The 24690-nt window shown below is 67.6% G+C and carries 14 protein-coding genes and 1 pseudogene; 10 read left to right on the forward strand and 5 right to left on the reverse strand.

Annotation, left to right across the window (positions count from 1 at the left end; translation table 11 throughout):
* The first annotated feature begins 22 nt into the window (after positions 1–22).
* From hsaA to NS4_RS33700, 7 genes and pseudogenes are all read left to right on the forward strand, one after another.
* Entirely contained in the window at positions 23–1228 is a 1206-nt protein-coding gene (gene hsaA, locus NS4_RS21910) for a 3-hydroxy-9,10-secoandrosta-1,3,5(10)-triene-9,17-dione monooxygenase oxygenase subunit (RefSeq protein WP_063061394.1), read from the forward strand.
* Complete coding sequence (locus NS4_RS21915; protein ID WP_063061395.1) at positions 1225–2571, forward strand: class I SAM-dependent methyltransferase; 1347 nt, start codon at positions 1225–1227, stop codon at positions 2569–2571. The genes hsaA and NS4_RS21915 overlap by 4 nt, the downstream gene beginning before the upstream one ends.
* The gene (locus tag NS4_RS21920) at positions 2568–3956 is read left to right on the forward strand and encodes an FAD-binding oxidoreductase (RefSeq protein ID WP_063061396.1); all 1389 of its coding nucleotides are present in this window, start codon (positions 2568–2570) and stop codon (positions 3954–3956) included. Before NS4_RS21915 ends, NS4_RS21920 begins: the two co-directional genes overlap by 4 nt.
* Entirely contained in the window at positions 3953–5074 is a 1122-nt protein-coding gene (locus NS4_RS21925) for a class I SAM-dependent methyltransferase (protein ID WP_063061397.1), read from the forward strand. The genes NS4_RS21920 and NS4_RS21925 overlap by 4 nt, the downstream gene beginning before the upstream one ends.
* Positions 5075–5091: 17 nt before the next feature.
* A complete protein-coding gene (locus tag NS4_RS21930; RefSeq protein ID WP_169811798.1) occupies positions 5092–6066 on the forward strand; it encodes a fused (3R)-hydroxyacyl-ACP dehydratase subunits HadA/HadB in 975 nt (324 codons plus the stop codon).
* A 489-nt stretch (positions 6067–6555) separates the two neighbouring features.
* Positions 6556–7227: pseudogene (locus tag NS4_RS21935) on the forward strand (zinc-binding dehydrogenase); the annotation flags it as partial.
* Between the two features lie 230 nt (positions 7228–7457).
* Complete coding sequence (locus tag NS4_RS33700; RefSeq protein WP_063061437.1) at positions 7458–9467, forward strand: polyprenyl synthetase family protein; 2010 nt, start codon at positions 7458–7460, stop codon at positions 9465–9467.
* 437 nt (positions 9468–9904) lie between these two features.
* Here NS4_RS33700 and NS4_RS21950 read toward each other — a convergent pair whose 3' ends face one another.
* The 5 genes from NS4_RS21950 to NS4_RS21970 form a co-directional block, all read right to left on the reverse strand.
* Positions 9905–11074 (reverse strand): acyl-CoA dehydrogenase family protein, encoded by a 1170-nt coding sequence (locus NS4_RS21950; RefSeq protein ID WP_063061438.1) that lies wholly within the window; start codon positions 11072–11074, stop codon positions 9905–9907.
* Between the two features lie 67 nt (positions 11075–11141).
* On the reverse strand, positions 11142–12764 hold the full coding sequence (gene mbtM, locus NS4_RS21955) for a long-chain-fatty acid--ACP ligase MbtM (protein ID WP_439955802.1): 1623 nt from the start codon (positions 12762–12764) through the stop codon (positions 11142–11144).
* Position 12765: 1 nt separating this feature from the next.
* Positions 12766–14013: a wax ester/triacylglycerol synthase domain-containing protein gene (locus NS4_RS21960; RefSeq protein ID WP_063061400.1), complete on the reverse strand. Its 1248-nt coding sequence runs from the start codon at positions 14011–14013 to the stop codon at positions 12766–12768.
* A 36-nt stretch (positions 14014–14049) separates the two neighbouring features.
* A complete protein-coding gene (locus NS4_RS21965) occupies positions 14050–14316 on the reverse strand; it encodes an acyl carrier protein (RefSeq protein WP_063061401.1) in 267 nt (88 codons plus the stop codon).
* A gap of 75 nt (positions 14317–14391) precedes the next feature.
* Positions 14392–21057, reverse strand: a complete 6666-nt coding sequence (locus NS4_RS21970) for a type I polyketide synthase (RefSeq protein ID WP_063061402.1) — start codon at positions 21055–21057, stop codon at positions 14392–14394.
* A 128-nt stretch (positions 21058–21185) separates the two neighbouring features.
* On the opposite strand from NS4_RS21970, the gene NS4_RS21975 reads away from it, so the two are divergent.
* The 3 genes from NS4_RS21975 to NS4_RS21985 are packed head-to-tail and all read left to right on the forward strand — an operon-like array spanning position 21186 to position 24674.
* On the forward strand, positions 21186–22286 hold the full coding sequence (locus NS4_RS21975; RefSeq protein WP_063061403.1) for an AMP-binding protein: 1101 nt from the start codon (positions 21186–21188) through the stop codon (positions 22284–22286).
* The gene (locus NS4_RS21980) at positions 22286–23656 is read left to right on the forward strand and encodes an aldehyde dehydrogenase family protein (protein WP_063061404.1); all 1371 of its coding nucleotides are present in this window, start codon (positions 22286–22288) and stop codon (positions 23654–23656) included. The genes NS4_RS21975 and NS4_RS21980 overlap by 1 nt, the downstream gene beginning before the upstream one ends.
* A gap of 4 nt (positions 23657–23660) precedes the next feature.
* A complete protein-coding gene (locus NS4_RS21985; protein ID WP_439955803.1) occupies positions 23661–24674 on the forward strand; it encodes an aldo/keto reductase in 1014 nt (337 codons plus the stop codon).
* Positions 24675–24690 lie beyond the last annotated feature (16 nt).

The following is a 24690-nucleotide window of genomic DNA, read 5'->3' on the forward strand; positions in this document are numbered from 1 at the left end:
TCGAGCCACAGAGGACATTGCAATGACCGATGACGCCACCACAGCGGTACTCGCCGCGGTCGGTGACCTGCTGCCGACCTTGAGCAAGCGTGCCCGCGACACCGAAGAGGCCCGGCGGATCCCGGCGGAATCCCTCACGGAGTTGACCGCCACCGGATTCTTCGGTCTGCTCCGGCCCGAAAGGCAAGGCGGGCACCAAGCGCACCCGGCCCACTTCTACACCGCAGTGACCGACCTGGCCTCGGCCTGCGGTTCCACTGGATGGGTGGCCGCGGTGCTCGGTGTATCGCAGTGGAATCTGGCGCTGTTCGACCTCCGGGCCCAGGACGACGTCTGGAGTGCCGGTCCCGATACGGCGATCTGCTCCTCATACGCAATGACCGGCACCGCCGTTCCCGTCGAGGGCGGCTACCGGCTCCGTGGTAGTTGGGGTTTCGCGTCCGGATGTGACCACGCCCGGTGGGCACTGCTGGGTGCGCGGGTGATCGTCGACGGGGAACCGGTGGATTCGGGTACCTTCCTCGTGCCCGCCGACGACTACACCATCACCGATGTGTGGCAGGCCGTCGGACTGCGTGGCACCGGAAGCAACGATATCGTCGTCGACGATATCTTCGTGCCCGCCCACCGGATGCTCGGCTCCGACGCAGTTACCGCGTGCCGCACACCCGGACAGCAGTTCAACGGCGGCCCGCTGTACCGGATCCCGTTCGGCTGCCTGCACACCAGCGCTATCACCGCAGCCGTCGTGGGCATGGCTCGCGGCGGTTACCGGGCCCATCTCGAACAGCAACACGACCGCGTCCGCGCGGCGCTGCCCGGTGATGCGCGTAAGGACACCGGGTACACCGGTGACGCCTTCCGGGACGATCCCGCCACGTTGGAACGGATCGCTTTCGCCGCCACCGAGATCGACGCGGCCTGGCGGCAACTGACACAGAATATCGACGATCTACACCGCCTGGCGGCGGCGGAGCGACCGATCGGACCACGTGAGCGGCTACGGCTACGCCGCGATCAGGTCCGCGGCACCGAACGCGCCGTGGCCGCGATCGACCGGCTCTTCGAGAACTCCGGTGGTCGCGCGTTGCGACCCGACAGCACAGTCCAGCGCTTCTGGCGCGATGTGCACGCCGCACGCGCGCACGCCGCCAACGACCCCGAACGCGTCTATCGGATGTTCGCCGCGTCCGAGCTGGCAGCGCTGTCCGAGGCGCGGACCTCATGACCGAACAGCTGATCTCCGTGCTCGCTCGACACCCCTGGGTGGGTTCGGCGCAGTGGGACCGGAAACACGGCGCTCTGATGGTCCGCCCGACCGCGGGCGCAGTGGCCGTGCGACCGGCTCCCGGGGCCCTGGTCACCGAGTACCTCGAGCACTGGCGACATGTCTATGAATTCGTGTACTCGTCCGACGAGCTCCGGCACGGCGACGACCTCGATCTCTCGGGCTGGCGGGCCTCCGACACCGGTGCGCCGTTCCCCAGCGCACACATGCTCGAATGGATCGAGCACGCCGTCGGGCTCGTGCGTCGCGGGAACCCGCGATTCGTTCTCGAAATCGGCTGCGGCAGCGGACTGCTGGCACACCGCCTGCGCACGTTCACCCGAAGCTATGTGGGACTCGACCCGGCCGGACCGGTCGTGCAGCGGTTACGCGCGCGGCGGCTACCGAACGTATCGGTAGTGCAGGCCGCCGCGCACCACCTCACCGACGTCCGAGTGACAGCCGCGATAGAGCAGCTGGCTCCGCACGGCCGACCGGACTGCATACTCCTCAACAGCGTCACCCAATGCTTCCCCGACGAGCGCTATCTCACCGCGGTGCTCGACGACGCGCTCGACCTGGTGGCACCCGGAGGCGCCGTCGTCATCGGCGATATCCGCAACCTTGCCACCGCCTACGATTTCGCCCGATGGCTGGAGCAGGCCCTCGGTCCCGGTCGCAGCGCCGAGGAGATCGACCGGTGCGCCGCAGCGCGCGTGGACGCAGACGAGGAACTGCTCTGTGATCCCCGGATCTTCGCCGGCCTCGCTCGCCGACATCCGCGATCGGTGCGCGCCACCTATTACGCCAAGCCCATGCGAGCCGATACCGAACTCACCCGATACCGGTACGACGTGGTGTTGACCGTCGACGCCCCCTCATCGGCGCCGGCCCGGAAGACCCTGTGGCGGGATCTGCCCGCCCGCGACACCGCCGGGCGGCTCCGCGCGCTCGCCGATTCGGTACGACGGGAAGCGACCCTGGTCACCGGTATTCCGAACGCGCTGCTCGACCACGAATCCGCGGAAGCTGTCGAACCGGCCAGGGTCGCGGCGGTGCTCCCGGCCGGCTACGCGGTACTCCTGGACTCCGCCGACGGCCGACTGCTCGCGGTCGGCCGCCCCGAACACCAGCCGGACCCGACCGCCTGGCCCGACGATCCACCGCACGCGCGCTGCAACAACCCGTTCACGCGATATCTGCGACGCAGGATGCCGGAAGTGCTCACCGACTACCTCGAATTGCTCACCACCGCGCCGTCGCTCCCGCCCATTGCTGTCGTCCAGGAGTCCGCTGCCGCATGACCACCATCACACCTTCGAGCTATCTCACCGAACTCCGCTCCGCCTGCCGAGGTGCCGTCCTGACACCGGGCGAACCAGGCTATGACCGGGCCAGGCAGCGATGGAACTCGGTGATCGACCAACGACCGGCAGCGGTTGTCCGATGTACCCGGGTCCTGGACGTCCGGGCAGCGGTCACCACTGCCCAGCACCACGGGTTACCCGTCTCGGTACGTGGCGGCGGACACGAAGTCGCGCAGCATCCCGCTGCCGACGGCTCCCTGCTGCTGGACCTTTCGGGCCTGAAAACCGTCACCATCGACCCGTCCACCCGGAGAGCCGTCGTCGGGGCGGGTGTCACGTGGGCCGAATTCGACCGTGTCTGCCATCGGCACGGGCTGGCCGTGACCGGAGCGGACGTGTCCACGGTCGGCGTGGTCGGCTCCACGCTCTGCGGTGGCAGCGGCTGGCTCCAGCGCATCGCCGGATTCACCTGCGACAGCGTTCGCTCCGCGCAGGTTGTGCTGGCCGACGGACGCCTCGTGCACACGAACGGCGACCACCATCCGGACCTGCTGTGGGCGCTTCGTGGTGGCGGGGGCAACTTCGGTGTCGTGGTCGCGCTCGAGCTCGAGCTCTACCCGATCCGACAGGTGCACGCGGGCACACTACTGTTCCGGCTCGACCGAGGGCCGGGTGTCTTCCGAACTTTCCAGGAGCTGTGCGCCGAGGCGTCCGACGAAATGGCGTTGCGCGCCACTCTGCTGCACTGGCCACCCACCGCGCCGGAAGGACCGCCCATGGCCGCGGTCACCGTCGCCCACTTCGGCGCCGACGACCGAGCGCGAACGGAACTGACAGCGTTGCGCCGATTGGGCGAGCCGGAACTCGATCTCATCCGCCCGGTGACCTATCCAGAGCTGCAACGCAACACCGAACAGGCGTTCCACGAAGGACACGGCACCGCGACCGGCACCGAGTGGCTCCGCGCATTCGACGATGATGCCGTCGACGCGCTCGTCGATCTCGCGGCGCGGATGCCGACTCCGTACTCACTGGTCTCGGTCCATCGACTCGGCGGCGTCCTGCAGCGTATGCCGCCGGATGCGACCGCGTTCGGCTACCACGACGCCGCCTACCACGCGGTCATGTTCTCCGGTGGCCCCGCCGGGACCGACCTCACCGCTTCCCGCGCCTGGATCGCCGAGGTGGTGGAGGCACTGCAAGGATGCTCTGCAGGCGGTCCCTATATCGGAATCCTCGACGACACCGCCACACCCGAGCGTGTGCGCCGTGCCTACCATCCCGCGTCCTATGCCCAATTGCAGCGGGTGAAGGCTCGTTACGATCCCGGAAACACATTCCGGTGCAATCACAACATCCCACCGCTGAACGAGGCACCGTGACCGGCGACGAGACACTCGCCATCGCGCGGCGGGCCGCCGAATCGGTCGCGTATTTCGATGCCCGCCAGTGCCTCGCCGCCCGCGCGGACCTCGATCTGTTCGGTGTGCGGGCAATGGCAGCAGTACTGCGCCCCGCGCTGGCGGGGCCCGAGCCACGCACCGAGGAAGACCTCGCCGCCATACTGAAGGTTGCGTCGCGGCACCGTTGGGTGCTGCGGCGCTGGCTCGCCCTGCTCAGCGAGCACGGATGGCTGGAACACCGGGAGAACCGGGGATTCGCCTCGTTGCGGGCGATACCTACTCCCGCGCGACCGCAGCTCGAGCGGGTCTGCGCCGATATCGGCTTTCCCGCACAGCTCTCACGGTTCTTCGCCGACGCCAACCGGCATGCCCTCGAGCTGCTGCAGGACCGGGTGCTGGCGCAGGAACTGTTGTTCCCCGGCGGCGACCTCCGCACGGCCGATGCGGCGTACCGGGACAATCCGGTGAATCAGTACCTCAACGCCGCAGCCGCCGGGGTGATCACACGAGCGGTGGACGAGCTCTCCGGCGATCGTCACCCGGTGCGGATCCTCGAACTCGGCGCCGGGGTCGGCGGCACCACCGCGGATCTCCTTCCGCAACTCGACGGCCGCCCGGTGGAATACCATTTCACCGATGTGTCGTCGTTCTTCCTCGACGCCGCCCGCACCCGTTTCGCGCATTACCCAGCGCTGCGGTTCGCCTTGTTGGACCTCAATGCCGAACTCCCACGGCCCCGATCCTTCGATATCGTGCTGGCCGCCAATGTGCTGCACAATGCCCACCACTGCCGAGCTGCCCTGCGCCGACTACGCGACTTGCTCCGGCCAGGCGGACATCTACTGGTGATCGAGTCCTGCCGGGAACACCCCCAACTGCTCACCTCGATGCACTTCCTGATGTCACCGCGTACCGGGGGAGTACGCCCCGGCGTCGACGATGTGCGCGCGGGCTCCGACCGCATCTTCTTGACCGAATCCCAATGGCGGGCCGAACTCGTCGCTGCCGATCTCGCGCCCTGGCTTATTCTGCCCGGGCCGGAGCAGCCGCTGGCCGTGCACGGCCAGCGGATCTTCGCCGCCCGGACACCGCACTGACCCGAGGATTGCTCGCCATGCGCTCTCACCCCACCGTCGGTCGCCGATACACGGCCACAGATCACTATGAAGTGGGTCGTGAGAAGATCCGCGACTTCGCCCGCGCCGTCCAGGATTTCCATCCGGCCCATTGGGAGGACGCCGTGGCCCGCGCCCTCGGCCATCCCGGACTGCTCGCGCCGATCACCTTCGCCTCCGCGGTCACTTTCCCGGCACATCGGAAGCTCATGCGCGCGGCGCTCGACGGCTACGACCCCGCGCACCTTCTCCACGTCGAGCAGGAGATTCACAGTAGCCGCCCGGTGACGGCAGGCGACCGGTTGACGCACGACGTCACGGTGGACTCCCGCCGGTCCACACCGGCAGGTGGTGAACTCATCGCTCTCACCACCACCATCCACGATGACACCGGAGCTCTCGTGCAAACCGTACACACCACCCTCGCCGGCCGCGACCACGGCAGTTCACCGAGCGCGGAAGCGCTCGCCATGCTGGAGCTGCCCGGACCCGAGACCATCCGGATTCCGCAGGCTCCGGAAGCCATCGACGTCCGGCCGCGAGGGAGTGTCCGGCGCACCGCCGTGCTCGACCTCCGCCAGGGGCAGGAGTTCGCGCCGAGAACAGTGCGACTCACGCGCGGTGAACTCGTCCACTATGCGGGCGTCTCCGGCGATATCAATCCCATCCACTGGCACGATGCCGCCGCTCGGCACGCGGGCCTGGAAGCCGTCGCCGCGCACGGAATGCTGACCATGGGACTCGGTGCGGCCTGTTTGACCGAGTGGCTGGGTACGGCGGACCGTGTTTTCGCCTACTACGTCCAATTCGCCAGACCGGTCGTACTCGCGGCGCATCGGCCTGCGGACGTCACTTTTCGAGCCGTGGTCCGGTCCATCGATCCGGTCGCGATGCGTGCCACCATCTCGCTGACTGCTCACTACTCCGATACACCCGCCTTCGGCGCTGCATCGGCGACCGTCGGGCTGGCGTGACCACCACCGTCTGCGGTGCGACCTGTACGCTTCCCGGCCGACCAGGTGACCGACTTCCCGTTGGTCGCGATCGTTCATGCAACGACCGCGGCCATCGCCACGGTGCGAGATTCCTTTGCCCGCGAGATGCCGCAGGCGAGATTGTGGGACCTGCTCGACGACCGTCTCGCCAACGCATTTCACGTGCGGAACACCAATCGACGAGATCGGCGCCCGGATCATCGCCGCAGACTGACCCGTACCGGTGCATCACTGTCCAGCGGAGAAACTGAAACCGTGGTCTTCGACGGTGCCGAAGCAGAGCCGACCCGGTTCTCATGTGCCGTCGCCGGATTACGAACCCCACAGGCAAACCCGCGCAGACGAATAGTTCGGCCCCGCCGAGTTCAGCCGCCGTTCGGAGGAGTTCCCGCGGGCGGTGCACCGTTGCCGGGTCCGCCTGCACCGCCCGGTGCGCCGCCGCACATACTGTGATGTCGCTTGCTGACTCGAGTGGGCTGCACCTCAACTCAAATGACAGAACTGCCCGTCGCACCGGATTCCGCACTGATGCCGTCACTGCTGACCCTCGCCGATGTGTTCGGCACCGGGTACCACGCCGCCACAATGGCCAAGGTTGCCCCGGGGCAGCGGGTGACCGTGATCGGTGACGGCGCCGTGGGTTTGATGGCAGTGCTCTCGGCCAAGCGCCTCGGCGCCGAACAGATCATCCTCATGGGCCGCCACACCGACCGCACCGATCTCGGCCGCGAATTCGGAGCGACCGATATCGTCGCTGAACGCGGCCAAGAAGGCATCGCCAAGGTTCGTGACCTCACCGGCGGCCACGGCTCCCACGCGGTACTCGAGGCCGTCGGCCACAAACCGGCCTACGACCAGGCCCTCGGCATCGTCCGACCCGGCGGCGTCATCAGCCGAGTCGGCGTTCCGCAGTACGAGGACGCTCCCATCGGGATGGGCAGCCTGTTCCGCAACAACATCCGACTCGCCGGCGGCCCCGCACCGGTCCGCGCCTACATCGAGGAACTGATGCCCGACATCCTCGACGGCACCATCGAGCCCGGCAAGGTCTTCGATGCCATCACCGACCTGGACGGTGTCCCCGCTGGTTACCAGGACATGGACAACCGCAAGAGCCTGAAAGTCCTCATCAACCCGTAGACCCATCACTCACGACGCCGGACAGGCCATGCCCACCCGTTCGTGGGCGCGGGCCCTCATCCGCCAACCGCGAAGGTGAAGTGAATCATCCTGAGCGCCCGTGTGGATCCATCGATCGGGTGTTTGATGTCAAACACCGGTTCCACCAATAAGTTTCGTGTGCAAGTGGTGGAATGTTCCTGTTCGGCAGTGGTTGTGGACCAGTGGTGTATCCAGTCAGGAGTGTGCGCGTGCCCGGTGTAATCGATTCCGCTGTTTTTCCCCATTTGGAGGCGGACCTGGACCGTGTCCGAGATGTTCTCGGGCCCGTACAGTTTCCGGGCCGGCCGGAGTTGACCGCGCTCACCGACGAGGGCTCGAACACGTCGCGGCGTCTGGTGCGTCCGACGTTGACATTGCTGTCGTATTACCTGCTCACTGGTCCTTCGGTGCCGGCCGATGAGCGGGCGGTGCGCGCGGCGGCAGCGGTGGAGCTGCTGCATCTGGGGTCGCTGTATCACGACGATGTGATCGATCACGCCTACGAGCGTCGAGGACGTCCCAGCGCGAACGCGGTGTGGGGTTCACATATGGCGGTGCTGGGCGGGGACTGCGTGACGGCCTCGGCCACGCGCATGTTGATCGAGCTCGGTCGTCGTGAGGCGTTGGCGGCGGCGATCGCGAGTGAGCAGATGTGCGCGGGCATGGTGATCGAGGCCGCCGACCAGTATGAGGCCTCCCGCAGTGAGCAGGCCTACTTGGACTCGATCGGCGGCAAGACCGCCGCGCTGCTGTCGCTGGCGTGCCGGGTCGGCGCCATGCAGGCCGGACGAGGCGAGGAGCACGAGGAGGTATCGGCGCGGTTCGGCCGGGACTTCGGGCTGGCCTACCAGCTCTACGACGACATCCTCGATCTGACCTCCACCGCCGAGGAAATGGGCAAGCCGGTCAACGCCGACCTGGTCGAGGGCATCTACACCCTGCCCGTGATCCGCGCCGCCGCCCGCGACCACGACCTCGCCCGCCTGCTGCGCCGGGCGATGACGGTCGAGGAAGCCGCCCGCGCCCGGGAGCTGGTCCTCGCCTCCGGCGCCGTGGACGAGGCGCACAAGGTGGCCGAGGAGTTCATGGACCGGGCCGTCGACCGGCTCGCCGGGTTGGCCGTCGATCCGCGCGCGGGCGATGCGATGGCCGCTTACGCCCGATCCATCCTCGACCGGCGTACCGCCCGCCCCGTGGCCTCTCCGCAGCCGGCGCAGCCCCAGGTCGGCAGCGAGGTCTTCTCGCCCCAGACCATGTCCTGGCTGCGGAACTGGATGGCCGAGGTCGGCCTGATCACCGCGGCGACCGAGTTCGATCACCAGCACCGATGGTCCGGAGCGTTCCGGTTCCCGATACCGTTCGCTGCCGCGGTGGACCCGGCCCGGGAACATGCCCTCGCCGGGATGGCCGCGCTGTTCTTGGTGTGGGATGACCTGTTCGAGGATCCACGGCTGCGGGATCCCGAAGCCGTCACCGCGCTGCGCCGCGGACTGGTGGCCGTGCTGCGCCAGGATCCGCAGGCACCGCCGCGGTCCGGCGCGGTTGCGGCGGCGTGGGCGAGTCTGTGGCCATGCCTGCGGGAGGGCCGCAGCACCGGGTGGCAGGAGCGGTTCCTCGACCACGTCGAGGAATGGTTCCACGCCTGCGAACGCGAAGCCCACCACCGCATCGACGGCTACATCCCCACCACCGTCGACTACCTGCCACTGCGGGCATCGACCAATGGGACCGAGATCTTCCTTGCCTGCCTGGAGGCACACCAGGACCTCGAACTGCCGTCGACGCTGCGAAGCCACCCGGTGATCCGCCGTCTCGAGGACCTGCTGTCCTGGGTGGGCTTCGTGGAGAACGACCTGGTGTCACTGGACCGGGACGAGGCCGACCACGTCCCCTACAACCTGGTACGGGTGATCTGCCACGAGACCGGATGCCGCCGCGCCGAAGCCATCGAACAGGTGCAGCACCAAGTGAGCGAGAAACGCGCCCAGATCGACACGGTGACCCGCTACCTCCCCGTGCTACTCCGCATGATTCCCGGTCTGTCCGGCCGGCGCAAAGAGTACCTGGCGATTCTCGAGAACAGCAGGGATCTGGCGTTCGAACTGCACCGGACCGACCGATACACCCCGACGACCCCCACGTCCACGGCGCCGGACCTGGAACGGCTGCGCCGTGACCTCTACTACCCGCCCGCCGACCCGGCGCGTACCGGGGCGTAGGCCCCACATCGCCAACGAAGCGGATTGCCCCGCGCGAGTCGGTGACCGGAGCGGCCGATATACCGGCCCACCGACATGCCGATAGACGCGAAACACACGGCATGACACGGTATTTCGACGCATCACCGTTCCGTGCCGAACCGGAGGCCGGGTCCTCGCCGGTACTCGAGCGGACATGGTCTGGTGGCGATTTGTCGGTGCTACTGCAGATAGATGTCCACCACCGGCCGTTACTTCGGGTCCCGGGTCTGGATCTCGATGGTGACTCGGTGTGGTGGCAGACGTCGAGCCCGGATGCCCGGCCGTCGACCTGTGGGACCGGTTGCACCGCCTGTACCCCCATCCGGCGCCGCCGGGCCCGGGTGCCACTGGCCGGCACGGGTGAGCGGTGTCGAGCGCAGTGTATCCAGGCCGCCGGCGAGCGCAGGCGGTCGTGACTATTCCTGTCTGGGATGGGCTTGCCCGAACAGTGCCTCGTATTCGTTGAAATCCGGCTTCATCCCCGCGGCGACGAGTTCCCATAGCACTTCGTCGGTGCCGCTGCCGATCCGGGACAACCGCATGTCCTGCCACCATCCGGCGAGCGGAGTCTCCGCCGTCAGATATCCGGCGCCCCCGAAGATGTGCAGGCATTCCCCGACAACTTCTTGACCCAGCCGCGCAGCGGTGACCTTCAGGCCCGCCGCCGTTCGTACGTCGATCTGCTCTGTCGCCGCCACCCCCTGCAACGCTAGTCGTAGCATATCGACCCTGGCGTGCAGCTCGGCCACCCGAAGGCGCAATGCCTGGTGGCCGAACAAGGGTTTGCCGAACTGCTCACGTCGCATCATCCGCGCAACAGTGAGGCCGAGAACTCGGCCACATGCGCCCGAGACCTGAGCCGCGATCGAGAGGCGCTCATGCGTCAATCCCCAGGTTATCGCGGCCAAGCCGGTGCCGGGACGGCCCAGCAGTGCCTCTTCGGGCAACCAGGTGTCGAACTCGATCGGGGCCGTGTCCAATGAGTTCGCGCCCAGCTTGTCATACGGTTTGCCCACCGACGCCGATGTCAGGGGCAGTGCGAACACACCGAGGTTCCCCGGCCGAGGGTCGTCTCCTTTCTCTACGCATCGCGCGAGCACCAACGCGAAGTCGGCTACGTTGGACAGCGATACGAACGCTTTCGCCCCCGTCAACACATACCCGTTACCGTCACGGACGGCAGTCGTCCGTACAGCCTGCAGGTCCGAGCCGCCTGTCTCCTCCGACGCGCCGATACAGAGCACCGCGGTGCCTGCCGTCGCGTCGGCACGGAGCGAGCGGAGATGATCGGAACCGGCGAATCGGTAGAGTACGGCAAGTGCCGAGTCGTGCAGACTCACCCCTACACCGACGCCACCCGAGCATGCCGCGCCGAGTGCGGTATGCAACCCGACGAGTTCGGCGAGTTGGAACCGATACCCTCCCGCCCATTTGTCGGCGAAGACCCCGGCAGCGCCGAGTCGGGCAAGAACTTCTCGTGGAAAAACGCCCTGCCGCTCCGCCTCCGCCACCGTCTCTCGAAATCTGTCGTCGAGCACGGCCTCTACCGCGGCACAGAAATTCTCGGCCGAAGTACCGTTCGTCACCGCATTATTCGCCACGCCGAGGCCTCCTGCGCTTGTCCGACGCAATCCACTGTGTTTCGTGGCGACATCACGAGAACCATGTCGCCACCTCCTGCCTCCGCAACTTCCCGGAGGTCGTGCGAGGTAGTTCACCTGGTTTCACCAGCACCACTCTTCCAGGTACAACACCGCATTCGGCCATTACCGCGGCGATGATCCGATCTTCGGTGCCGGTGACCCGCTTACCACTGAACTCGGCAACCACCAACAGGCGTTCGGTATGTACCTCGGTGCGCTGTGCGGACATTGTCGCGACCACACCCCCGGGTCGGACGCCCGGAATCAGCGCGGCGACCCGCTCGACGTCCTGGGGAAAGACATTGTGCCCCGCGACGGTGATGACTTCTTTGGACCGCCCGCAGACCACCAGCTCCTCGCCCGACAAGTAGCCGATATCCCCGGTCGGGGTCCAGTCCGCGGTGCCGACCGTAGCAACATCATCCGCATACCCGCTGAATACCGAATGGCCACGTATCTCCACCAGACCGATATCGCGACCGGTGACCACGGGCACCTTCATGGGCGACTCGGCAATGCGTACCTCCATGCCCTTGAGAGGCCTACCGAGCAGTGCATGTCGGTGGATCGTCGTGGTGGCGCCGTTCTCGGCTATCGCGGCTTCATCGATGCGGACGCCCAGCCCTGGGTCCGGTGCGGTCACCGCGCACGTTGCTTCGGCCAACCCGTAGGCGGGTGCCGACGCATCCGGTGCCAGACCGAATCGCTGCAGCCGGCCGGCGAAGCGCATCATGCCGTCGCAATCGACCGGCTCACCACCGTTGATCATGTAGCGCAGCGCTCCGAGTTCGACATTTTCCGTTCGCCGGGCATATCTTCCGATCAGGTTGTATGCGAAGTTCGGGGCAGCGGTCACCGTCGCCGAACTCGCACTGAGCCAGTTCAACCACTCGAAGGGCATCCTGGCGAACGCGCTGGTCGGTGCGAGCCACGTCGCGAGGCCTGCGGCCATGCCGGAGACGGTGAGCATCAGCCCCATGTCGTGATACATCGGAAGCCAGGAACACAACACATCGTCGCTGCCGGCGCGGGTCCGGTCATATAGACCCCAGAAGTGGTTGAGCACGGCGTTATGCGAGAGAACCGCCGTTCGAGGAGTCCCCGTGGAGCCGGCCGTACCCTGTAACACCGCCGGACTGTCCGACGGGACCCGAACCAGGGATGCCTCGGAGTCCCACCGCCAGCCGGCGACCTGGGCGAGATCGTGCACCGGCACATGACCGGCGGTACCACGGAGTAATTCGAGCACCGGTCCGTGGGCGAGAACGGTACCGCAATCGAGTGCGCGCAACCGCCGCATCGTCGATTCCGACCATAACCGTCGATCACTGCCCCGCACCGGCATCGGCATGATCGATATCGGTCTGCCCGCTGCCCAGCAACCGAAGACCGCGGCAACAACCTCCACCGTTGTCTCGCCCACGATACCGACCGGTTGTCGCGGACCGGAACCGTCGTCGAGCACTCGAGTGGCGATCCTGAGACCCAAGTCTCGGACATAAGTCCAAGGCCGCTGCTGCCATTGCCGGGATTCGGGGTCCAACACCATCAGTGGACCTCGTCCCGATCGCATGGCCCGATCGATCGTCTCGACCAGATCGAGATCGGGATCTCGGGTCGGCGCCGCGCCCACGTCACACCTGTCCCGTCATGAGTTCGCGCAGATGCTTGGCGAACAGACCGACATCGGGCAACGCGGCGGGGTCCGCCATCATCCCGATCGTGACCCGATCGCGCAGTATCAGGGCGGTCACCGCGAGCTCACGACCCAGCATCGGATGGAAGCCGACGACATTCGTCACCTCTCGACCCAGCAGCCGGTCCTCCGGACTGAAAGCAGGATTGACGCCTACCGCCACATCCCAGCTGTCGGCTGCCATCAGCTGGGTCATCAGCACCTGGGCGGCCCATGGCAGATAGCTCAATCCGTGTGAGGTCTTGGGGGCGTCCATGGCTTGGCGCAACGGATCCGATCCGTGCAGCGCGGCCTGGACATCGTGGACTCGCTTCGGCAATGAGTCCGCCGCGTCGGGTAGTTCGATGATCGCCAGCGACGCGGCATTCCCCGTATGCGCCAGCGTATGATCCAGCGTTACCGGGAACATTATGCGTAGCGGACGATCGGCGTGCTCCGGAAAGGCCCGCGCGAAGGCGAGGCCGGCCACCGCATACACATACTCTTGTGTCGAGGCGCCCAGCTTCAGTCGGTTCTGCCGCACCGTCTCGGTGGAGACCGTGACCTCGGCTACCCGACGCTCGGCCCGATCCCCCACCGGGCGCACGTGTCCCCGGCGCCGGCCCTTACGCCTGAGCAGTCGAGAACTCCGTGTCCCGGCCGCCAGGGCCGTGACCGGACCGACCGGATCGACCTTGAATCGCGGCGTGCCGACAAAACGCCGGTACTCGGCGGTGCTTCCGGAGACGGTATCGATGAGCATGGCGATGAAGCCGGCCGCGCCGAACCCGTCCGACAGCGCGTGATGCACGCGCAACAGCAACGTCTGAGCTTTGGTGTCCTGCTGGTGGACCAGAGTGAAGTCCCACGGCGGAGCATCGCGCCGCATCGGACTGCCCAGGAGTTCTTCCACCTGCCGGAGCATCCCGAATCGGTCCGCGACATGATGCTCTTTCGCATGCTCGGTCGGGTCTATCGACGCTGCGAGGGTGAAACGGGGTTTGCGTCGTGGCCGTGTGGGCAGCACCAACCGGTACAGATCGCTCTCGTCGACCCGCTGTGCGATTCGCGCTCGTACATCGTCGATCCGGATGGGGTCGCCGTCGGGGGACAGTTCAAGCACAAGAACCCAATTCATCGGATGTGCGGGAACATCCAGACGCAAGTGGTGGCTGTCGAGGCTGCTCAATTCGATCTCGACGGGCATGGCAATCGCACTCCTCTCTGGTCCGGGTGGAGACTGCTATGCATCCGCCGACAGGCCCGGATCGCCCGCAAGCGCGACCCGGAACAAAGTATCGACTTCGCCTACCGTGCGGCACTCCATCAGTTGTTGGCCGGACAGCTGCAGTCCCGTATGGTCCTCGATGGCGACCAGCGCGATCGCGAATGCCACCGAGTCCATTCCCAGATCTTCGATCAAGCGATCGTCGGGACCGATGTTCTCCACATCGAGGGCGAGATCTCTCTGGAGGACACTGCGTAGCTTGTCGTTCAACCAGCTCGACATGCTGTTGAACTCCCTTCGACAATCGATGGCGGAGTCTGAAATGTGTTCGTCCGTCGGCTCCCCGCAGCAGACCGGTCACCGGTCGGCCGACTGCGAGGAATCGGCAGCCGGGCTTCGCAGGAGTTCCTTGCTCACTCGGCGTGCGAGGGCGGTGGGATCGGGATTGTCGAAGAGCGCCTCGGTGCGCAGATGCAGCCCGGTCAGCCGATTCAGCCGGTTACGGAGCTCCACGGTGGTGAGTGAGTCGAATCCGAGGTCCCGGAAAGTCTCGTCGGCGGCGATCGAGTGGCCCGCGGGGTAGCCGAGGACGTCGGCTGCCTGCGTGAGAACCAGTTCGAGTACGAGACGGTCCCGCTCTGGTTCGGTGGCTCCGACGAGCTTGTCGGTCCACGAGCCGCTGTCGTGTCGGGGCGGTTCGGTGGTGGCGTCGGCCCTGCTTTCACGCCGGGGAACGAGGTCGCGGAGTATCGGCGGCTGTTCGGCTCGGGAAGCGCGCAGGGCCGGCAGATCCCACCGTGTCGCGATCGTCATCGGTGCGGTGCTGCGGCGGGCCGCATCGAATATCTCGAGGCCATCGGCGGTCGACAGCGGGATCATTCCGCCACGGGTGACGCGTCGGTGGCCGATCGGGTCCAGTCCGCGGCTGATCGGCGACGGTGAAGCCCACAGGCCCCACGCGACCGCGCAGGCGGGCAGCCCCGCGACCCGGCGGTGGTAGGCCAGGGCGTCCAGAAATGTGTTGGCCGCGGCGTAATTCGCCTGGCCGGCATTGCCGAAAACACCTGCGGCCGAGGAGAACAGCACGAACTCGGCCAGATCCAGGTCGCGGGTCAGTTCATGCAGGTGAACAGCGGCGTCCAGTTTCGGACGCAGGACGCGGTCCAGGCGGTCGGTGTCGAGAGATTCGAGGGTACCGTCGGCCACGATGCCTGCCGCGTGCACGACAGACCCCAGGGAGGGAATCGAGGCCAGGAGTGCGGCGACCTCGTCGCGCACCGAGACATCGCAGGACACGATGCGAACATCGGCTCCCCGTGCGGCCAGTTCGGTTGTGAGTTCCGAAGCCGACTCGGCGGTCGGTGCGTTGCGGCCGGCCAGCACCAGGTGCCGCGCACCGTGTCGGGTTACCAGGTGTCGTGCGATCTGGGCGCCCAGAGTGCCGGTGCCCCCGGTGATGAGCACAGTGCGTTCCGGATCCGGCCGGGCCGGCACGGTGAGTACGACTTTGCCGGTGTGTCGCGCGTTGCTGACGTAGCGGAGTGCGTCTGCGGCCTGCCGGATGTCCCAGGCGCGGACCGGTAGTGGGCCGATGGCCCCGTCATCGATCAGCGCCTGCAACGCCCGGAACAGGTCGGCGACTCGGTCGAGCTCGAGATCGGCGAGGTCGAACGGCCGGTAGATGACGCCGGGATGCTCGCCTGTGACGGTGTCGGGGTCACGGAGGTCGGTCTTGCCCATTTCCAGGAATCGCCCGCCCCGTGGCAGCAGGCGCAGCGAGGCATCGGTGAACTCCCTGGACAAGGCGTTGAGCACCACGTCGACTCCGCGTTCGTCCGTGGCCTGCCGGACAAGTTCTTCGAAGTCGAGCGTGCGCGAGGACGCGATATGCCGATCGTCGAGGCCCTGGCGGCGTAGGGCCTCCCATTTGCCTGGGCTCGCGGTGGCGAACGCTTCGGCTCCGAGATGACGGGCCAACCGCACGGCCGCCATGCCGACACCGCCCGCGGCCGAATGGATCAGGATCGACTCGCCCGCTGTGAGATGTGCCAGATCGACCAGGGCGTGATATGCGGTGAGGAACGCGATGGGGAATCCGGCCGCCTGGGCAAACGACCACCCGGTCGGAATGTGTACCAGGCAGCGGTGATCGGCGTCGGCCTCAGCGGCGAATGCGTCGTCGAACACGCCCATCACCCGATCGCCGAGGGCGAAAGCGGTGACGTCCGAGCCCACTTCCGTCACCACTCCGGCGGCCTCCCGCCCCATGCTCGACACGCCTGGATAGATGTCCAGGGCGACCAACACATCGCGGAAGTTGATACCCGCTGCGCGCACGGCGATCCGCACGTGCCCCGGCGGCAGCGGTGCCAGCGGGCGAGATACGAGAGTCAGCCGGTCGAGGTCGCCCGGCTCCTCGAGGTGCAGGTGCCACGATGGGCCGCCGGTGGGCGGCTCTAATTCCGCGGTCCGGGTATTCGCGCGCGCCAGGCGCGGCACGTAGAGGATGCCGGACCGCGACGCCGACTGCGTCTGCCCGGCCGCGAGCGCCGCGCTCAGCGCCGCCGGCAGGCCGGCGCCCCGGTCCACATCCAGCAACAGGATGCGGTCGGGATTCTCGGTCTGTGCGACACGGACCAGCCCCCAGATCGGCGCGCGGGCGAGATCCGCGACGTGATCGCCCGCGGTGACCGCTACCGCTTCGTGGGTTACCACCGCCAGGCGCGAGTCGGCGAAACTCTCGTCGGCGAGCCAGGAACGAAGCAGATCCAGGACGCGGGCGGTCTCGGCGTGTCCCGCCTGGATCACGCCTGTGCCATGCCCGTCCGGTCCGGCGCAGGGGACCAGCACCACCTCTGGAGCCGGCGCTCCGGCGCCCACCGCGAGGGCGAGTGCGTTCCAGTCGGGCACGGCCAGGACCGAGTGCCCGCTCGTTGCGAGAGCGGCGGTCACGCCGATCCGGTCGGTGCCCAGCACAACGACGCTGCGTTTCGCGGCACGTGGTGATGCGTCCGGTACCGGGGCCGGGACCCAGTCGACCCGGAACAGGGCCTCCGTCGTGGATTGCGCGGCCGAGAGCCGGTACTCCACACCGGCGCCGACCTCCGGAGGCGGGCACACCGTGGCCTCGGACACCCGCACGGGCCGCAACATGAGCGAGGCGACGTCGAGGACCGGCCGGCCGGACTCGTCGGACACGGTGAGCGACAACTTCATCGAATCGCTCGCATCGGGACCATCGACCCGGATCCGGGCCCGAAGCGTGCCGGGACGCAGGGCGTACCGAGTGACGCCACTCCACGAGAACGGCAGCCACAATCCGCTCGACACCGTGAATTGCGTGGCGTCCACGAGTGTGTCGAGGGTGGCGTGCAGAAGGGTATCGAGGAGAGCGGGATGGATGCCGAATCCGCCGACGGAAACCCCCTCGGGCAGACTTGCTTCCACGTATACGTCGGAATCCGAGCGCCAGGCGGCTCGCAGGCCACGGAATGCGGGACCGTAGACCATTCCCCGCGCGGCGAGCTGCCGATACAGGTCGTCCACGGGTAGCGGGACCGTGTCGGGTGGGAGCCACCGCACATCGCCGGCCGGTGGCTCGGCGCCGGAACACAGGACTCCGGTCGCATGCCGAGTCCACGGTGGGGGCTCGCCGGCGTCCACTCCTGTTTCCGGCCGGGCGTAGATGGTCAGCGATCGGTCACCGTCGCGACCCGGCGCACCGACCTCGACCTGAAGCCGGATATCGGTGTCGTCGGGCAGCAGCAGCGGTTCCTGCAGGGTCAGCTCGTCGAGCCGATCACAGCCGAGGTGGCTACCGGCGTGCAATGCCAACTCCAGCAGAGCCGTTCCCGGGAGTACCGGATTGCCGCGGATGGTGTGGTCGTCGAGCCAGGAGGCGCTGCGGCGGGAAAGCTTGCCGTCGAAGACGTGTCCGGCGGTGCCGGCGAGCTCCACGGGTGCGGAAAGCCACGGGTGGCCGTCGGAGCCGGTCCGGGTGCCGGCCCGGCCCGCGGGCCAGTAGCGTTGCCGTTGGAAAGCGTAGGTCGGCAGGTCGATCTTTCTCGGCCGGAGTGCGGCGAAGAGAGTCTCCCAGTGCAGTGGTACGCCGTGGACGTGGGCTCTGGCCAGGGTTGTCGCCGCAGTGCGGGCCTCGGGCCGGCCGGGACGCAGGATCGGACCTAGTTGCCGGGCCTCGGGCAGGCAGTCGCGGGCGAGTGCGGTGAGCACTCCGTCCGGGCCGATCTCCAGATACCCGGTGACGCCGCCGGTGTCCATCCGGAGCAGCGCGTCGTAGCAGCGCACGGTGTCCCGCGCCTGCCGGACCCAGTATTCCGGGGAGCAGGCCTGCGCTGCCGTGAGGGGAGCGCCGGTAACGCCCGAGATGATCGGGATCTGCGGTGCGGTGAGTGTGACACTCTCGGCCACTTGTCGAAATCGTTCGAGCATGCCGTCCATATGCGGTGAGTGGAAGGCATGGCCGACCCGCAGCAGCCGGGTTCGGCGCCCCGACGACTCCCAATAGGCGGCCTGGTCGGCTATGGCCGTGGCATCGCCGGAGAGTACGACCGACCGTGGCCCGTTGACCGCCGCGATGGCCAGGTCGAGGTGGTGCACGGCCAGTGACTCGGCGGCTTCGTGTTCACCGGCCGCGACCGCCAGCATCGCTCCGCCCGAAGGCATCTCCTGCATCAGCCGGCCGCGCGCGGCGACCAGGGTGCACGCATCCGTCAACGACAACACGCCCCCGACATGTGCGGCGACGAGTTCGCCGATCGAGTGGCCGAACAGCACGCCCGGTCGTACCCCGGCCACTTCCAGGAGGCGCACGAGTGCCAGTTCACACGCGAACAGTGCCGGTTGGGTGAACTCGGTCCGATCGAGGAGTTCGGCGTCCGGGGATCCCGGTTGGGCGAAGATGATCTCCAGCAGCGGCCGGTCCAGCATCGGGTCCAGATGGGCGCAGGCCGTGTCCAGTGCGTCCGCGAACACGGGGGAGTGGTCGTACAGTTCACGCCCCATGCCCACACGCTGGGCCCCTTGACCGGTGAACATGAACGCGATCTCGGGGTCCGGTGTCGCTGTCCCCCGAACCACGCCCGGCAGCTCCTGGCCCGCCGCGATCGCTTCGAGACCACCGAGGTAACCGTCCCGGTCGTCCGCGAGCACGACGGCGCGGTGTGAGAACCCCGTGCGGGTAGTGGCCAGTGCGTACGCGATATCGACCATCTGGAGATCCGGGTGACAGCGCAGGTGATCGGCGAGCCGGGCTGCCTGCGCGCGCAGTGCGGGACCGCCGCGGCCGGACACCACCCAAGGTATGGTGCCGGGCTCGGGTGACGGGCTCGGTCCGGAGCGGACCGTGCCGTCGGGCGTGGACTCCTCTTCCAGGATCACGTGTGCGTTCGTCCCACTGATTCCGAATGAGGACACCCCGGCGCGGCGAGGACGTGCGACGGGTGGCCACGGCCGTGACTCGGTCAGCAGCGATACCCCACCGGCCGACCAGTCCAACTCCGCCGGCCGGTCGATGTGCAGCGTGCTGGGCAGCACGCCGTGGCGCATGGCCTGCACGGCCTTGATGACGCCGGCGATCCCGGCAGCGGCCAGAGTATGGGTGAGGTTCGATTTCACCGAGCCCAGCCACAGCGGCCGCTCGGGTGGACGCTCGTGACCGTAGGTCGCCATCAGCGCCCGGGCTTCGATCGGGTCGCCCAGTTGGGTACCGGTGCCGTGGGCCTCGACCATGTCGACATCGTGCGGCCCCAGGCCGGCGTCGGCCAGTGCCTGCCGGATCACCCGGCGCTGCGCGGGGCCGTGCGGCGCGGTCAGACCGTTGCTGCGGCCGTCCTGGTTGATCGCCGATCCGCGGATGACCGCGAGCACCCGATGGCCGTTCCTGCGTGCATCGGCCAGTCGTTCCACCAGCAGTACCGCCACCCCTTCGCCCCAGGCGGTTCCGTCGGCCGTCGCGGCGAACGCCTTGCACCGGGCGTCGGGCGCCAAGCCGCGTTGTTTGCTGAACTGCACGAAGGGCTTCGGAGTGCAGATCACCGACACGCCGCCCGCCACGGCCAGCGAACAGTCACCCGCGCGCAGCGCCTGACCCGCCAAGTGCAGTGCCACCAGGGACGACGAGCAGGCGGTGTCCACCGTCAACGCGGGGCCCTCGAATCCGAGGGCATACGCCACCCGCCCCGAGGTGACCGCGAACGAATCGGCGGCGCCCAGATACGCGCCGTCCTGGCCGGGTTCATGGGACAGGTTCTCGTACCCGTGGGTGGTCATACCGAGGTAAACGCCGGTCTGTGTCGTACGCAGGCCGGTCGGGTCGATCCGGGCGTGCTCGATCGCTTCCCATGTCGTTTCCAGCACCAGGCGCTGCTGTGGGTCCATCGCCAGTGCCTCGCGGGGCGAGATGCCGAAGAACGCCGCGTCGAAGCAGTCGGCATCGGCGAGGAACCCGCCGTGGCGCACGTAGGAGGTGCCCGGGTGGTCCGGGTCCGGGTCGAAGAGTCTGTCCAGGTCCCAGCCCCGGTCGCCGGGGAACGGGGACAGGGCCGAGCGTTCTTCGGCGATCAGGCGCCACAGATCGTCGGCGGATGCCACCCCGCCGGGCAGGCGGCAACTCATCCCGACGATGGCGAGTGGCTCGTCGGAGGTGACGCGGTCCGGTGCGGTCGTGGTCGGTCGCGTCGGGCGCGTAGCGGGGGCCAGGACGCTCCGAAGGTAGCCGGCGAGTGCCCGCGGGGTCGGGTACTCGAAGACGACACTCGCTTCGATGGGCACGTCGAGTGCGTCGGACAGGAGGTTGGCCAGCTGGACGCCGGCGATCGACCCGAGGCCCGAGTCCCAGAACGCCCGGTCGATCGCGATGGTGTCGGCCGAGTGGTTTCCGTGCGCCCGGGCGGCTGCTTCGCGAATGAGTTCGGTGAGGCGCCGTTCGTCGTCGGCGACGCCGAACCCACCGTCTCCCCGAGGCCCACGATCCGGAGCAATGATCGACTCTTCGTCAGAGTTCACAGCGCACTTCCTTTGCGGGGCTGTACATTACAGGTGACGGCATTCGCCAGAGAGCAATCGAGTTGAGCGCCGAGGCATCATCGTATCCCGCCTCGAAGCGAAAACAGTTGGTATCGAAAGGAATCCGCATGCCGGCTTTCCCGGACCCGGTTCTGGAACCGCCTATCGGCGAAACGCTCGACGCCGAGGACTTCCTTGCCGCTGCCATCCGCTGGCACTTCTCCCCGGAGACCGGCTCGACCTTCTGGCTCGACCGCGCCGCGACACTCGATTTCGACCCGGTACACGATGTCCGGTCCTTCGCCGATCTCCGGCGGTTTCCCAACGTTGTCGACGAACTACGCACGGTGCCGGTCCAGGACCTGATTCCGCGCGGGTACGGCCGCAACACACCGGTGGCCGGCGTCTACGAAAGCGGCGGTACGACGGGCAGTCCCAAACGCCTTGTCTTCCTGGCCGATTGGTGGGATCGCGTTATCGACTGGGCGATGCGGGATATGGACGCCCGCGGCCACCCGTACGGTGTCAACTGGCTGACCCTGGTCCCGAGCGGGCCGCAACTGTTCGGTGACTGGACCGCCGAGCTGGTCCGGCGCCGGGGAGGTGTCCGTTTCTGTATCAATATGGATCCACGCTGGGTGAAGCGGATGATCGGTGCGGGAGAGTCCGCCGTCACCGATCGCTATGTCGACCATCTCGTGGCGCAGAGCGCGCACATCCTGCGCAGTCAAGACGTCGGAGTGCTGGTGTGCACTCCTCCCTTGCTGGAGCGGCTGTGCCGGGAGGACGAGCTGGTCGAGCTGATCAACGCCAAGGTCCGGCTGATCGTGTGGGGAGGAGCGCGAATGGATCCGGATACCCGCCGGTTCCTGCGCACCGATGTGTTCCCGGGTATCGAGCTGTACGGCTACTACGGCAACGTCACGATGCTGGGCACGACGATCGAGCGTCCCGGTCTGTCCGATGACGACCGATGCGTCTATGACACCTTCTCTCCGCACATCACCCTCGAGGTCGTCGATCCGGAGACCCGGATACCCGTCGCGTACGGCGAGCGCGGTCAGGTGATCGTGCACCACGTCAGCCGATCGATGTTGCTGCCCAACAACTCCGAACGCGATCTCGCCGTCCGGGTCGAGCCGCCGCCGGGGCGGCTCGGTGATTCGGTCGCGGACATCACCTCGATGACCGCCTTCGCCGGGACAACGGTCATCGAAGGCGTGTATTGATGCCCGACCCTGTGCAGCTCGACGTGCTCGGCCCGCGCGGTGCGTTCCGCGCTGTAACCCGCCGACGCGTCGACGACGTCGCCGGGAGCTCGATTGCCGAGCTCAGTCTGGCGCCGCAGGTATTCGTGAGTCGCGCACTGTCCGCCCTGCGACAAGCGTCGGTGCCGCCGGCGGCGGAGCGTATCGCCATGCTGGCGCAGGCGGGCCACCTGTTCGCCACGAGCACGCTGTGCGGGCTGTCGCCTGCCGAGTATCAGTGGCTGACCTGCCGGGCCAGTGGTGTACCGATCACCGCGGTGCGCCGGGCGACGCACTGGATACAGACCTGCGCGGAACAGGTCGAACGCGCGGTAACCGACGCCTGTCCGCGAGGGGCGGCGGACGACGATGTCCGCCCCGGTGCCGAACTCGGCAACCGCCGCGTCACCTGGGTTCGCCGTGGGAATGTGCTCGCCGTCGGCGCGGCGGGTAACCACCCCGCCGTGCAATCGCAGTGGCTGGAGGCGGTGGCCCTCGGCTATCGCGTCGCGGTGCGCCCCTCTCGGCAGGACCCGTTCACCCCGCACCGGCTGGTCGCCGCGCTGCGTACAGCCGGCTTCGGGGCGGATCAGGTGAACTTGCTGCCGACCGACTCGGAGGGCGTCGACGCGCTGATCCGCGGCGCGGACCTGGCGGTGGTGTACGGAGCGGATCTGGCCGGTCGGTACGCGACCGACCGTACCGTTGCCACGCACGGTGCCGGAAGGTCGAAGGTCCTGTTCGCCGGTGCCGATTGGCGTGACCATCTGGACATGGTCGTGCGCTCGGTGGCCCACGACGGTGGTACCACCTGTGTGAATGCGACAACCGTGCTGGTCGACGGGGATCCGGGGCCACTCGCCGAGGCATTGGCCGCGCGGCTGGCCGAGTTACCGAGCCTGCCGCCGCAGGACGACCGTGCGGTACTGCCCGTGCGCTCATCGGAGAGCGCACGGGTGATCGAGCAGTACCTGCTGCGGCACGGGCGGCGGGCGCGGGTCCGGCTGGGTGGCGAGGGAGTCGTGGACGAGCTGGGCGACGGCAGCGCGGTGCTGCGGCCGGCGGTGCTGCAGGTGGACCGGGTGGGAACTGCGGACATAGGTGTCGAGCTGCCCTTCCCCTGCGTATGGGTCGCTCCGTGGTCGCGGGCCGACGGGCCGGAGCCGCTGCGGGATACGCTCGTGCTGACAGTGGTGACCGACGACGAGGAACTGATCGACCGGCTGGTCACCGAGCCGTCGATCGGCAATGTGCACATCGGCAGCCATCCGACCTGCGTTATGGAGGCGGGTAGTCCACCGGACGGATATCTGGCCGATTTCCTGATGCGCGACAAAGTGGTGTTGCGATGACAACGTGGATGGAACGTGGAGGAGGTTTCCGGTGCGAACACGCCGAGTCGGCGATCTGACCGTAGGGGCACAGGGCCTCGGATGCGCCGGGATGAGCGAATTCTACGGTCCTACCGATGATGACGAGTCGATCGCCACCATCCACCGGGCTCTGGATCTGGGTGTCACGCTCTTCGATACGGCCGATATCTACGGCCGGGGCGAGAACGAGAAGCTGCTCGGGCACGCGCTCGCCGAGCGTCGGGCCGAGGCGGTTATCGCCACCAAATTCGGTCTGGTCCGTGCCGCGGACGGATACACCAGAACCGTACGTGGTGATGCTGGCTATGTGCGGCGCGCGTGCGAGGAGTCACTGCGGCGTCTGGGCGTGGACCATATCGACCTGTACTACCAGCATCGCGTCGATCCGACGGTTCCGATCGAGGAAACCGTCACGGCGATGGCTGAGCTGGTCGCCGCGGGCAAGGTCCGGGAGCTGGGGCTTTCCGAAGCGGGTGCCGCGACGATCCGGCGGGCGCACGCCGTGTACCCGCTCGCGGCCGTCCAATGCGAATGGTCGCTGTGGACCCGCGACCTGGAACAGGACGGCGTTCTGAGTACATGCCGGGAACTCGGCGTGACTCCGGTGGCGGCCTCACCGCTGGGCCGTGGCTTCCTGACCGGACGGTTCACCGCGGCAGCCGATTTCGAACCACAGGACTTCCGCAGGGCTACGCAACCGCGGTTCGCCGAAGGGAACCTGGAACGCAATCTCCCCCTCGTCGGCCGGCTACAGGCGCTCGCGCACCGCCGTGGTGTAACAGCAGCACAGCTGGCACTGGCCTGGGTGCATCACCGGGGTGAGGAGGTAGTCGCCATTCCCGGTACCAAGCGCCGGAAGTATCTGGAGGAGAATGTGCTCGCGGCCGACCTCATCCTGTCCGAATCCGAACTCGATGACCTCTCGGCCGCGATTGCGGCGACCGCCGTCGCCGGGGAACGCTGCGATCCCGCGATGGCCCGACAATTGGGCCTGTGACGGTCGCCCATCGGTG

The sequence above is a fragment of the Nocardia sienata NBRC 100364 genome, assembly GCF_001613205.1.
GTDB classification, from domain to species: Bacteria; Actinomycetota; Actinomycetes; order Mycobacteriales; family Mycobacteriaceae; genus Nocardia; species Nocardia sienata.

Bases quoted from the DNA above. Each gene is read 5' to 3' on its own strand.
- hsaA (WP_063061394.1), top strand. From the start codon at position 23: ATGACCGATGACGCCACCACAGCGGTACTCGCCGCGGTCGGTGACCTG.
- NS4_RS21915 (WP_063061395.1), top strand. From the start codon at position 1,225: ATGACCGAACAGCTGATCTCCGTGCTCGCTCGACACCCCTGGGTGGGT.
- NS4_RS21960 (WP_063061400.1), bottom strand. From the start codon at position 14,013: ATGCCCGTCGAGATCGAATTGAGCAGCCTCGACAGCCACCACTTGCGT.
- NS4_RS21920 (WP_063061396.1), top strand. From the start codon at position 2,568: ATGACCACCATCACACCTTCGAGCTATCTCACCGAACTCCGCTCCGCC.
- NS4_RS21965 (WP_063061401.1), bottom strand. From the start codon at position 14,316: ATGTCGAGCTGGTTGAACGACAAGCTACGCAGTGTCCTCCAGAGAGAT.
- NS4_RS21930 (WP_169811798.1), top strand. From the start codon at position 5,092: ATGCGCTCTCACCCCACCGTCGGTCGCCGATACACGGCCACAGATCAC.
- NS4_RS21980 (WP_063061404.1), top strand. From the start codon at position 22,286: ATGCCCGACCCTGTGCAGCTCGACGTGCTCGGCCCGCGCGGTGCGTTC.
- NS4_RS21975 (WP_063061403.1), top strand. From the start codon at position 21,186: ATGCCGGCTTTCCCGGACCCGGTTCTGGAACCGCCTATCGGCGAAACG.